Origin of the sequence: Glacieibacterium sp. (assembly GCF_965200405.1) — a bacterium.
Lineage (GTDB): Bacteria > Pseudomonadota > Alphaproteobacteria > Sphingomonadales > Sphingomonadaceae > Glacieibacterium.
Genome location: NZ_OZ241356.1, coordinates 510,000 through 522,125, shown reverse-complemented (window position 1 = coordinate 522,125; position 12,126 = coordinate 510,000). Strand labels below are relative to the sequence as shown.

The 12,126-nt window shown below is 68.4% G+C and carries 8 protein-coding genes; 4 read left to right on the top strand and 4 right to left on the bottom strand.

Annotation, left to right across the window (positions count from 1 at the left end):
* The first annotated feature begins 14 nt into the window (after positions 1–14).
* The 3 genes from ACOFKW_RS02350 to ACOFKW_RS02340 are packed head-to-tail and all read left to right on the top strand — an operon-like array spanning position 15 to position 4,128.
* On the top strand, positions 15–1,661 hold the full coding sequence (locus tag ACOFKW_RS02350) for an MFS transporter (RefSeq protein WP_419815749.1): 1,647 nt from the start codon (positions 15–17) through the stop codon (positions 1,659–1,661).
* On the top strand, positions 1,658–2,764 hold the full coding sequence (locus ACOFKW_RS02345; protein ID WP_419815748.1) for an HlyD family secretion protein: 1,107 nt from the start codon (positions 1,658–1,660) through the stop codon (positions 2,762–2,764). The genes ACOFKW_RS02350 and ACOFKW_RS02345 overlap by 4 nt, the downstream gene beginning before the upstream one ends.
* Positions 2,761–4,128: an efflux transporter outer membrane subunit gene (locus tag ACOFKW_RS02340; protein WP_419815747.1), complete on the top strand. Its 1,368-nt coding sequence runs from the start codon at positions 2,761–2,763 to the stop codon at positions 4,126–4,128. Before ACOFKW_RS02345 ends, ACOFKW_RS02340 begins: the two co-directional genes overlap by 4 nt.
* Here ACOFKW_RS02340 and lldD read toward each other — a convergent pair.
* From lldD to ACOFKW_RS02325, 3 genes are all read right to left on the bottom strand, one after another.
* Positions 4,125–5,309, bottom strand: coding sequence for an FMN-dependent L-lactate dehydrogenase LldD (gene lldD, locus ACOFKW_RS02335; protein ID WP_419815746.1), 1,185 nt, complete (start codon positions 5,307–5,309; stop codon positions 4,125–4,127). The genes ACOFKW_RS02340 and lldD overlap by 4 nt on opposite strands.
* A 9-nt stretch (positions 5,310–5,318) precedes the next feature.
* Positions 5,319–7,955 (bottom strand): M1 family metallopeptidase, encoded by a 2,637-nt coding sequence (locus ACOFKW_RS02330; protein ID WP_419815745.1) that lies wholly within the window; start codon positions 7,953–7,955, stop codon positions 5,319–5,321.
* A gap of 77 nt (positions 7,956–8,032) precedes the next feature.
* Positions 8,033–8,398 (bottom strand): reverse transcriptase-like protein, encoded by a 366-nt coding sequence (locus ACOFKW_RS02325; RefSeq protein WP_419815744.1) that lies wholly within the window; start codon positions 8,396–8,398, stop codon positions 8,033–8,035.
* 78 nt (positions 8,399–8,476) lie between these two features.
* On the opposite strand from ACOFKW_RS02325, the gene ACOFKW_RS02320 reads away from it, so the two are divergent.
* A complete protein-coding gene (locus tag ACOFKW_RS02320; RefSeq protein ID WP_419815743.1) occupies positions 8,477–9,217 on the top strand; it encodes an SDR family NAD(P)-dependent oxidoreductase in 741 nt (246 codons plus the stop codon).
* Positions 9,218–9,223: 6 nt separating this feature from the next.
* Here the strand turns inward: ACOFKW_RS02320 and ACOFKW_RS02315 are convergent, their stop codons facing one another.
* Positions 9,224–12,085 carry a TonB-dependent receptor gene (locus ACOFKW_RS02315; RefSeq protein WP_419815742.1) on the bottom strand — a complete coding sequence of 954 codons (2,862 nt, stop codon included), beginning with the start codon at positions 12,083–12,085 and terminating at the stop codon, positions 9,224–9,226.
* Between the last annotated feature and the right edge of the window lie 41 nt (positions 12,086–12,126).

The following is a 12,126-nucleotide window of genomic DNA, read 5'->3' as shown; positions in this document are numbered from 1 at the left end:
GTCTGGATGGCGCGATGACGGGCGCGAACGCGCTGGATGCCGCGCCCGAGTGGCAGCCGCAGCCGCACGAGCGCGCCTCCATGCCGGGCTCGCCGGCGACGCCCGACCATCCGGCGATGCGGCGCCTCGCCTATGGCCTGACGTCGGCGCTGGTCGGGCTGACCGGCAGCCTGGGCAATGCGCTGGTGACGGTCAATTTGTACAATCTGCAGGGCTCGCTGGGGCTGTACACCTACGAGATCGTCTGGCTGCCGACCGCCTATGTGATGACCAACGTCTGCATCAATTTGCTGCTGATCAAATTCAGGCAGCAGTTCGGGCTGCGGCTGTTCACCCAGATCTTCCTGGTCGGCTATGTGCTGGCGACTTTCGCGCACCTGTTCGTGCACAGCTTCGCCTCGGCGATCATCGTGCGGGCGGCCAGCGGCATGACCGCGGCGGCGCTGAGCACACTCGGGCTGCTGTACATGATCCAGGCATTCCCGGCGAAGTGGCGGATCAAGGCGCTGGTGCTGGCGGTCGCGATACCGCAACTGGCGACGCCGATCGCGCGGCTGTTCTCGTCGACGCTGCTGGAGGTCGACCAGTGGCGGACGCTGTACATCTTCGAACTCGGGCTGGGACTGTTGTCGCTGGCGGCCGTGCGCATGCTGGCGCTGCCGCCGAGCGAGCGCAGCAAGGCGTTCGAGCCGCTCGACTTCCTGACCTTTGCGCTGTTCGCGCCGGGCATGGCGCTGTTGTGCGCGGTGCTGGGCGTCGGGCGCTACCTGTGGTGGACCGAGGCGCCGTGGCTGGGGGTGGCGCTGTGCCTGTCGTTCGTGCTGATCCCGGCGGCGCTGCTGGTCGAGCATCACCGGCGCAATCCGCTGCTCAACACGCGCTGGCTCGGCAGCGGTGACATCGTCCGCTTCGCGCTGGTCGCGATCCTGACGCGGATGGTGCTGTCGGAGCAGACCTATGGCTCGGTCGGGCTGCTGCAGGTGCTGGGCATCGGCAACGACCAGATGCACACGCTGTACGTCATCGTGCTGGTCGCGATGATCGTCGGGACGGTGGTCAGCGCCTTCACCATCGACCCCAATTTCCTTGGGCTGCAGCTGCTGATCGCGCTGGCGATCATCGCGGTGGGGGCGTGGCTCGACACCTATTCGACCGACCTGACGCGCCCGCAGGATATCTGGCTGAGCCAGGCGATGCTGGCGTTCGCCGCGGCGCTGTTCATCGGGCCGGCGCTGGTCATCGGCCTGACCCGCGCGATGGCGCAGGGGCCGGGGCATTTCGTCAGCTTCTCGGCGCTGTTCGGGATCACCCAGAACGTCGGCGGCCTGCTCGGCTCGGCGATGCTCGGCACCTTCCAGCAGATCCGCGAGCGCGTCCATTCGCAGGCGATCGTCCAGCATCTGACGATGATCGACCCGCTCGTGGCGGCGCGCATCCAGTCCGGCGGCGGCGCGGTCGGCCGGGTGATCGGCGACCCGGCCCTGCGCAGCGCCGAGGGTGCGGTGCTGCTGTCCCAGGCAGCGACGCGCGAGGCCAATGTGCTTGCCTATAACGACGTCTTCCTGTTGATCTGCGTCGTTGCGGTGCTGACCTTCGTTTGGGCGACGACGCATGTCGTGCGCATCAGGCGCGCCACTCTCCGGGCTTTGCGAGACGCATGAACCAGATCACCGCCCCCGTCGGAGCCGACGCGCCAGCCGCACCGGTGGCGCGCGGCTGGGCGCCGCCGCGCAGTCCGCGGATCATCATCATCGTCTCGCTGCTGGCGCTCGCGGGCATATTGGTGGTGCTGTACGCATGGCGGCTGCCGCCGTTCATCTCGACTGTGCAGACCACCGAGAACGCCTATGTCCGCGGCCAGGTGACGATCGTCAGCCCGCAAACCAGCGGCTATGTCGTCGAGGTCCCGGTGCAGGATTTCCAGACCGTCCGCACCGGCGACGTGCTGGCGCGGATCGACGACCGCATCTACCGCCAGCGCGTCGACCAGGCCCGCGCGACGCTGTCGGCGCAGCGGGCCGGCCTTGCCAATTCGGCGCAGGCCCGGCTGTCGCGCGTCGCCGGGCTCGGCTCGCAGGTGGCGGCAGTGGCGGGGGCGGAGGCGCAGCTGGCGCGGGCGCAGGCCGACATGAACCGTGTCGAGGATCTGGTCACCGACGGCTCGGTATCGCTGCGCGAGCGCGACCAGACGCGCGCGGCGCTGCGCCAGGCCCAGGCGGCGGTGCTGCAGGCAAAGGCGGCGCGCGACATCGCCGGGCAGGACATCCGCTCGGTCGAGGTCGGGCGTGGCGGCCTGTCGGCGGGGGTCGAGGGCGCACAGGCGGCGCTGCGACTGGCCGAGATCGACCTGGCGAACACCGTGATCCGGGCGCCCGCCGACGGCCAGCTCAGCGAGGTTGGGGTGCGGACCGGGCAATATGTCACCAACGGCACCCAGCTGATGTTCCTCGTGCCCGCCCGGCTGTGGGTGATCGCCAACTTCAAGGAGGCGCAGACCGCGGCGATGGTGCCCGGCCAGCGGGCCAGCTTCGCGGTCGATGCATTGGGCGGCGCCCGGCTGACGGGGCGGATCGAGCGCCTGTCGCCCGCCGCGGGGTCGGAGTTCAGCGTCATCAAGTCGGACAATGCGACGGGCAACTTCACCAAGGTGGCGCAGCGCATCGCGGTCCGCATCGACATCGACCCGGGCCAGGCGCTGGCCGCCCGGCTGCGGCCCGGCATGTCGGTGGAGGTGCGGGTCGATACCGCCAGCGGTCCGCGATGAGACGCGCGGCGGTGCTGCTGGCGCTGCTGGCGGGGGCGTGTGCCGGGCCGTATCCGCAAATCCCGCCGACCGCCGGCGTCGTCGCGCCGCCTGCGTGGCGCACCAGCATCGGCCCGGCGCAACCGGTGGAGGCGGGCTGGTGGCGGGCGTTCGGCGATCCGGTGATGAACCGCCTGGTCGACACCGCGCTGCGCGACAACAGCGATGTGCTGATCGCGGTGGCGCGGATCAACGAGGCTCGCGCGCAGTTCCGGCTGGCCCGGTCGGCGCTGGTGCCATCGATCGATGCGGGCGGCGGCATCGAGCGGCTGCGCGACATCAGCCCGTTCGGCACGTCGGAGGTCCAGACGGTCGAGGAGCCGCAGGTCCGCCTGTCCTATGAGGTCGACCTGTTCGGCCGGTTGCGTTCGCTGCGCAGCGCGGCACGCGCCAGCCTCGCCGCGACTACGGCGGCGCGCGACGCGACGGCGCTGGGCGTCGCCGGTGCGGTGGCGTCGGGGTACATCACGCTGCGGTCGTACGACGCCCGGCTGGCAACGGCGCGGGCGACGCTGTCGGCGCGGGCCGAGGCGCTGCGTATCGCCAAGCGTCGCGCCGATACCGGCTACACCTCCAAGCTGGAACTGCGCCAGGCCGAGTCCGAATATGAGGCGACCGCGCAGCTGATCCCGCAGGCGCAGCTCGCGGTGACCCGGCAGGAAGATGCGCTGAACCTGCTGCTCGGCTCGTCACCCGCCGCGGTGCCGCGCGGCGCGACGCTCGACGGCTTCGGCTATCCCGCCGTCCCGGCCGGGCTGCCATCCGACCTGCTGCGCCGCCGTCCCGACATCGCCTCGGCGGAGCAGCGCATCGTTTCAGCCGATGCGTCGCTGGCCTCGGCGCGTGCCAATTTCCTGCCGCGGATCAGCCTGGCGGCATCGGCCGGCGTCGCATTCTCGACGCTGCTGCCCGATCCGCTGACGCTGTTCTCGTTCGGCACCAGTGCGCTGGCGCCGATCTTCAACGGCGGGCGCATCCGGGCGCAGGCCGACAGCGCGACGGCGCAGCGCGACCAGGCAGCGTTCGCCTATCGCCGCACCGTGCTCACCGCGTTCCGCGAGGTCGAGGACAGCCTGGCCGCCGTGCAGCGGTCGGGCGAGCAGGCCGAGCATGTCGCGGCCCAGCGCGCCGCGCTCGAACAGGCGCTGCGGCTGGCGACAAATCGCTATCGTGCAGGCTATGCCTCGTACATCGAGCAGCTCGATGCGCAGCGTCAGTTGCTGTCGGCTGACCTCACCCTGATCCAGGCGCGGACCGACCGGCTGACGGCGTCGGTGTCGCTGTACCAGGCGGTCGGCGGCGGCTGGGCCAGCGCCCCGGACTAGGCCAGCGCGGCAGCCCGGTTGTTGGCGCCGGCCTCGGCCGAGACCAGCTTCGAACGGTCGAGGTCGGCGATGCGCGTCGTGCCGGTCAGCGCCATCGCGACCCGCATCTCGGCCTCGATCAGCTGGAGCAGGTGCGCCACGCCGCGCTGCCCGTCGGAGCCGAGCGCATAGGCCCAGGCCCGGCCCAGCAACACGGTCTTCGCGCCCAGCGCCAGCAACCGCACGACGTCGAGGCCAGAGCGCACGCCACCATCCGCCATCACCGTCAGCTGGTCGCCGACCGCCTCGGCGATCGGGCCGAGAGCGACGGCGGTGGACTGGACCCCGTCGAGCTGGCGGCCACCGTGGTTGGAGACGATGATCCCGTCGGCGCCGAGCCGGGCGGCGTCGTGTGCGTCCTCGGGATCGAGGATGCCCTTGATAATCAAAGGCCCGTTCCATTCGGAGCGGATGAAGTCGAGGTCCTTCCAGGTCACCGTCGGGTCGAAGTTGGAGCTCATCCAGGCGAAATAGTCGTTCAGCCCGCTATCGTTGCCGAGCACCGGCACGGCGTTGCCGAGCTGGTGGGGCCGCCCGTGGATGCCGACGTCCCAAGCCCAGGACGGGCGCTTCAGGGCCTGCCAGACGCGCCGCATGTCGCCCAAGACGCCCGGCGCACCGGCAAGGCCCGAACGCTGGTCGCGGTAGCGCGAGCCCGGGACCGGCATGTCGACGGTGAAGATCAGCGCCGAACAGTCGAGCCCCCGCGCGGTCTGCATCAGGTCACGCATGAACACCCGGTCGCGGATCATGTAGAGCTGGAACCAGAACGGCTTGGTGACCCCCGCCGCGACCTCGGCGAGCGGGCAGGCGGAAACGGTCGACAGGCAGAACGGCACCCCTGCCGCCTCCGCTGCCCGCGCCGCCTGGACCTCGCCCCGGCGCGCCGTCAGCCCGGCCAGCCCGATCGGTCCCAACCCGACCGGCAGCCTGATCCGCTGGCCGAACAGCTCGGTGCTCAGGTCGATCTCGGAGACGTTGTTGAGCACCCGCTGGCGCAGCGCAACCGCCTCCAGGTCGGCGATATTCCGCCGCAGCGTGACCTCGCCGTACGACCCGCCATCGACGTATTCGAACAGGAAATGCGGCAGGCGCCGGCGCGCCAGTTCACGATAGTCGAGCGCCGATGCTGCCTTGCCCATAGCCGTCGCCTATCCCGCGTTCTTTGCCAGCCAGGCGTCGATGACCGGGAGGCGCTCGTTGCGGACCTTGATCCGGTACGCGATGTTGGCCACTGCCGTATCTGCATCGCGACGCGAGCTCGGCGCCAGGTACTTCGTCGAATAGGCGTTGACCTTGGCGATCATCGCCGGATCGGACGAGTTGCCGGCCAGCTGCGGGAAATACCGGCTCTGCGACGTCGGATCGACGCGTTCGTTGACCTGCGGCATGTGTGCGATGGCGAAGTCGAACGCCAGGTCGGGATAGCGCGTGCTGACCCGGCGGATGATGCTGGCCGAATTGGTCGCGCCGGGCTCGTCGGTGAGCGCGAGGTCGAGGGCACGCTGGGCCAGCGCCTTGTCGTCGACACTGGCGAGCAGGTCGTACAGCTGGTCCTTGATCAGCGGCGTCTTCTCCGCGGCCGCGACGCGGTGCAGCTCGTCCCAGGTCTTGCTGTCGGCAGTGACGCTGACGACGCCGAAGACGCTGCGGCGGATGGCGACGGGCAGCAGCGCCGGATCGTTGCGACCGGCATAGCGGCGGCGCGCCTCGGCGATGGTGCGGGTGTCGCCCAGATTGCCCAGCGTCGCGATCAAGGTGTTGCGCAACGTCGCGACCGGCTGCGGCTCGCCCGCCTTGGCGGTCCAGCCGACCTGTGCGAACACCGGCGCCAGGCGCGCAACCGCGAAGCGGCGGAAGTTCGCCTGCCGGGCTGCGTCACCGTCGTAATAGCCGTCGAGCTCGTCCATGATGTGCGCGAACCGGCCCCACAGCTGCGGATCGGCAGTGGCCGGGGTGACCTTGGCCAGCTCCAGCACGTCGGACGCCGGCTGCAGCCCGGCCAGGCCGAGCGCCCAGCTGTCGGTGGTGATGCCGAGCTGGTCGATCGCCGCGAGACCCGGGAAGGCGCCGACCACGCCGGTGTAGGCCGCCGGCGTGTACAACGTGCGATAATAGCCGGTCTGGCCCGAATTGACGATCACCGCGCCGCAGCCCGGAACGGTCAGCGAGCCCTTGCCGCCGGTGACGACGGTGCGCGCGCTGGCCTTGCCGCCGACGGTGCGGGCAATGACCGGCACCGGCCATGACAGCGGTGTCTTGTCGGGCAGGTCCTTGCTGAACTCTCCCTGCGTCAGGACCAGCGTCGTCGCGCCGGCCTTGCAGGCGGGAGCACCGACGCGGATCAACGGGACGCCGGGCTGCAGCGTGAACTTGTGCGCGATCTCGGTGATCGGCTTGCCCCGCGATACGGCGTCGACTTCGCGCCACAGGTCGTCGGTGACGGTGTTGCCATAGGCGTGCGCCTTGATGTAGCGGCGCACCCCGTCGCGCCACACGTCGGAGCCGACGTAATCCTCGAGCATGCGGATCACCGCCTCGCCCTTTTGATAGGTGATGGCGTCGAAGGCCTGGCTCGCCTGCTCGACCGTCTCGACATGCTGGACGACGGGATGCGTCGTGGCCAGTGCATCGCGGTTCATCGCTTCGTCACGGCCGGCGACGGCGGCGAGGCCGACGTTCCACTCCGGGTGCAGGCGCTCGCTGGCCCGCCCTTCCATCCACGAGGCGAAGCCCTCGTTGAGCCACAGGTCGTCCCACCACGCCATCGTGACCAAGTCGCCGAACCACTGGTGCGCCATCTCGTGCGCCGCGACGGCGAACGAACGCTCCTTGTCGGCCTGCGTCTGGATCGTCGGGTCGAGCAGGATCGAGGCTTCGAAAGTGAAGATCGCGCCCCAATTCTCCATGGCACTGAAGAACTGACTGCGCCCCGGAGCCGCGATGTTGTCGAGCTTGGGCAGCGGGAAGGGCGTGCCGAAGTAGGAATTATATTCCTTCAGGATGGCGATCGAGGAATCGAGGGCGAAGCGGCCCTGCTCGGCCTTGCCGGTCTGGGTGATGACGCCGATCTCGGTCGTCCCGGACTTCTGCGCGATGCGTTCGAACTCGCCGGCGCCGAAGAACAGCAGGTAGGTCGACATCTTCGGGGTGATCGGGAAGCGCACCACCTTCGTCGCGCCGCTCGCGACGGTCGAGGCGGCGGGCATGTTGCTGACCGCCATCTGGCTGGCCGGCACGGTCGCCTGCAGGGTGAAGGTCGCCTTGTAGAACGGCTCGTCCCACGACGGGATCAGGCGGCGCGCCTCGGAATTCTCGAACTGGGTGTATAGCGCGCGCTTCTTGCCGGCGGCGGTGTTGTAGTCGAGCGCGAACAGCCCGGTCGCCTGGGTGCCGATCTTGCCGGCATAGTCGATGGTCAGCGTGTGCTGCCCCGGTGCCAGCGTCTGCGCGAAGGTAAAGGTCGCGGTCTGCGTCGCGCTGTCGACGGCGATCTCGGGTGCCGCCGCGACGCCCGACAGCGCGACCTTGGCAAAGGTCAGGTCGGTGGCGTTGAGCGTGATCGCCTTGGTCGGCTGCAGGATTTCGATGGTGATCGCGACCTTGCCGGTGAAGCGCAAATTGGCGGCGTCGGGCGTGATCGAGATATCATAGTGCGACGGGCTGACGGTGCGCGGCAGCTGGGTCGTGACCTCGGCGCGGGCAGCGGCAGGCCTGGTCGCCAGCGCAGCAAGGGTCGGCGCGGCGGCGAGAACGGAAAGGGCGGAAACGATCAGGAAGCGATGCATGCGGGCTCCAGGCCTGGCGCGCTGGGAATCCTCGCGCTGCAGTCCTCATAAGGTGAGTTTTGGACCTTGCACACAGGCTATCGTCCCGAATACCGACGCGAAAGGGCGATCCCGGCGAGGTTCTGGGCACGGCCGATGCGCCGGATCCGGACGCGGGTGAACTGCGAGCGAAGTGCGTCGAACCTGGCGGCAAATGCGGAGGCGCGGCCGCTGCCGGAACGATTGGCCTGGTCGACGACAAAGGCCGAGTCACCCAGCAACTGCACGTCCTGCACACCCAGCGACGCCGCGACCTCCAACGCGTGCAGCGCCGCCAGCCACTCCGCATCGTTGCTGGTGCCGTGGCCGAGATCGAGCTCCAGATAGGTCACTCCGCCGGCCACGACCGCGACTTCGATCCGCCCCGGATTGGGGCGGCACCCGCCGTCGAAGAAGATCTTCAATATGCCCTCCGCGCCGTATGGCCGCGCGCTTGCGTCGCAGGCCGGGAACGTCGACACCCGGGGGCGAAGGAGCCCGTGATGCCAGACCTGGACGGAAAGATCGCGCTGGTCATCGGCGGCACCCGTGGCATTGGCGCGGCGATAAGCCAGCGGATGGTGGCGGACGGTGCATCACTCGGGATGATCTACCGCGATCGCGCCGCAGAAGCCGGGCAATTCGCACGCGAGCTTGGCAGCGAGGGCGCAAGTATCGTCTGCGTGCAGGCCGATGTCGCCGATGTCGAGGCGCTGGAGGCGGCGATCGACACGGTGGTCGCCGGGCTGGGGCCGGTCGACATATTGGTCAATGTCGCGGGACTGGCGATCACCGGGACGCTCGATGCACTGCCCGACGACGCCTTCGACCAGGTCTTCGCGGTCAACGTCCGCGCACCTTTCGTCGCCGCGCGGAAAGTGGTGGCCCGGATGGCGGACGGCGGCCGGATCATCACGATCGGCAGCATCGTCGCCGACCATTGCCCCGGCGAGGGCAGGACGCTGTATGCCGCAAGCAAGTCCGCGCTCGGTGGCCTGACCCGCGGCTTGGCGCGCGACCTCGGGCCGCGGCGGATCACCGTCAACCTCGTCCAGCCCGGCCCGATCGACACCGAGCGCAACCCTGCCGACGGTCCTGCGGCGGAGGACAATCGCGCGCCGCTCGCGATCAGGCGCCACGGTACTGCCGGCGAGGTGGCGGCACTGGTGGCGTTTCTGGCGTCACCCGCCGCCGGCTTCATCACCGGCGCCACCTATGACATCGACGGCGGCTGGCGCGCCTGACCCGGCTCAGAGGCGGGCGCGAACCCCGAAGAACAGCGCGCGGCCGGTGTATTCGTAAAAGGCCGGGACGTTGCGGTAGGTGGAGAAGCGCTTGGTCGCGGAGTCGAGCAGGTTCGACCCCTGGGCGTAGACCGTCAGCGACGGCAGGATGTCATAGGAGATGCTCGCCGCCAGCTCGTGATAGGGGTCCTGCTTGATCGCCAGGCTGTCGATGTAGCTGTACTGCGACGACACGAAGCGCGACTGGTACTGGTACGATACCGAGGCGTTGATGCCGTGGTTCTCGTAGAACACCTTGGCGTTGGCCGAGAATGGCACGGCGTCCTGCAAATCGGTCTTCGGCCGGCCATCGCGCACCGCCCGCGAGTGGTTGTAGGTGGCGTTGACCTGGATGCCGAAGCCGTTCTTCAGGAAATACTGGCCGCCGACCTCGATGCCATAGACCTTGGCGCTGTCGCCGTTGACATACTGCAGCTCGGTGAACGGGAAGCTGGCGGGCGCACCGGGGACCTGGTTGGTCGGGGTCAGCGTGAACGGCACCGCCTGTGTCGTCACGAAGTTGGTCAGGTGCTTGTAGAAAACCGCCGCGGTGAGGGCGAGGCTCTTGCTCGGGTAATATTCGAGCGAGACGTCGCCCTGATCGGCCGACACCGGCTTGAGGTTGGGATTGCCAGAGTCGGTTACGACCGGCGTGTTCGACTGGGCCGCGGAATAATCCTTGGCCGACGACAGCTGGCCGAAGGTCGGGCGCGAGATGGCCTGCGACGCTGCAAGGCGGACCCTCAGGCCATCCGCGAGGTCATAGGCGAAGTTGGCCGACGGCAGCAGGCGCGAGTAGCTGCCGCCGCCGACGATCGGCTCGATCGGATTGAATTGGACGTTCGCCGTGCCCGCGCCGACGACGACATAGCTGGCGACCGTGGCGCCGTAGCCGAGCGAGTCGACCGTCGTGTTGACGTAGCGCAGGCCGATATCGCCGCGCCATTTCTCGCCCTGGAAGTTGACCTGGCCATAGGCGTTCCAGGTCCGCTCCTTGATCAGATAGGAGGCCAGCTGATCGGGCACGACCTGTTGGGTGGCATAGCCGGTCGGGTAGGGCAGGCCGGTGGCAGGGTTGAGGATGTTGGGGTTGTTCTCGGCCTTCGACAGCGACGCCAGATAGGTGTCGATGTCGTACGTCGGGACGGCGCGTGGAAAATTGCCCGTCAGGTTCGGCAGGATATTGGTGTATTTCGGCGACTGCAGCACGCCGCCGCCAACCGCTGATAATGGGAACGGATAGCCGGCAAAGTTCTCGGCGGTGGTATATTGGTTGTCGATGGTCTCGACGTCCTTGCGGCGATCCGAAAAGGCGCCGCCAAAGCTGAACGACTTAAGGATGCCAAGGTCGAGGTCGTACTTCAGGTCGAGCTTGGCCTGGATGCTGCGGTCGGAGATGTCCTCGCCCTGGATGCCGATATAGTGCGCGCGGACGTCGGCATCGGTGGCCGAAGATAGCGGCCGGTCGGTGACCGTGCCATCGGCGTTGGGGATGGTCAGCACCAGGTCGGGCAGGCCGCCGTTGCGGGTCGTGACCACCGCCTTGGAGCCGGGGATGCCGGCCACGACAAAGCGGTTCTGGCCGCCGGTATTGTTGGTCGCCTTGCCGTATGAAGCATCGGCGGCGACGCTGAGCCGGTCTATCGGCGTCCAGTCGATATGGCCGCCGAGCTGGTAGGTGATCGACTTGCGCGGCTCGTCGGTGTTGACGATATCGATCGTCGCCGGCTGGACCGTATAGTTGGTGACGACCTTGTTGGAATCGACGGTGATGTTGTTGAGGTCCCAACGCACGCTGCCATCATCCGCGAGCGGCGTCAGGCCGACGGCAATGCGGTGGTTGTGTTCGATGTCGGTGTAGTTGCTGTAGATGCCGTCGAGGCGGAATTCGAAGCGATCGGAAGGCTTCCACTGATAGGCCGCGGAACCGCCCCAGCGCTGGCGCTCGGTCTCGACATAGCCGGTGCTGTAGAAATACGGCACGATCACGCCGCCGTTCGGCACCTGGACGATGCTGCGCTGGCCGGCGGGATCGGTGGCGATATCGAACGTGTCGGTGCTGGAGTATTCGCCGAGATTGTCGGTCCGCGACTTGTACTTGTTGTAGGTGCCCGACAGCAGGAACCCCATCGTGCCGTCCGCGAAGGTCGTGCTGACGACGCCCGAGGCCTTGATGCCGCCCTTCTTGGCGAACTCGTTGTACTGGCCCTCGATCGACCCGGCGGCGTGGTTGCCCATATGGTCGAACGGGCGCGCGGTGCGCAGGTCGATATTGCCGCCGATGCTACCCTCGAGCTGCGAGGCCTGCGCCGCCTTCTGGATCTCGGCGCCCGAGATCGCCTCGGACGGCAGGACGTCGAAGGCGAAGGCGCGGTCGGGACCGTCGGTCGGCAGGATGCGACCGTTGAGCGTGGTCAGGGCGAAATCCTCGCCAAGACCGCGCACGGTGACGCTGCGGCCCTCGCCGCGGCCATCGCGACCGACGGTGACGCCGGGAATGTTCGACAGCGCCTCGGCGACGTTGCGATTGGGAAACTTGCCGAGCTCTTCCGCAGAGATCGCGTCGACGATGGTCGAGGCGTCGCGCTTGGTGTCGATCGAGCGCAACAAGCTGCCGCGAACGCCGCGGACGACGATCTCGTCGTTATCGGTGATCGCGAGCATGGATGCGTCGCCGCTCTGGCCGGGGCCGGACTGGACCGGCGTACCCGGGTTGGGCTGCTCGGTCGGCGACACGGCGGTCTGCGCCAGGACGCCGGAGCCAGCCAGGAGGGCGGTGACGCTGATCCCGGTCCGGACGAGATTCCGCAAACGTTTCGCATCGACCATGGTGCTGACTCCCTTTACGAACTCTCGTATGGACCCGCTCT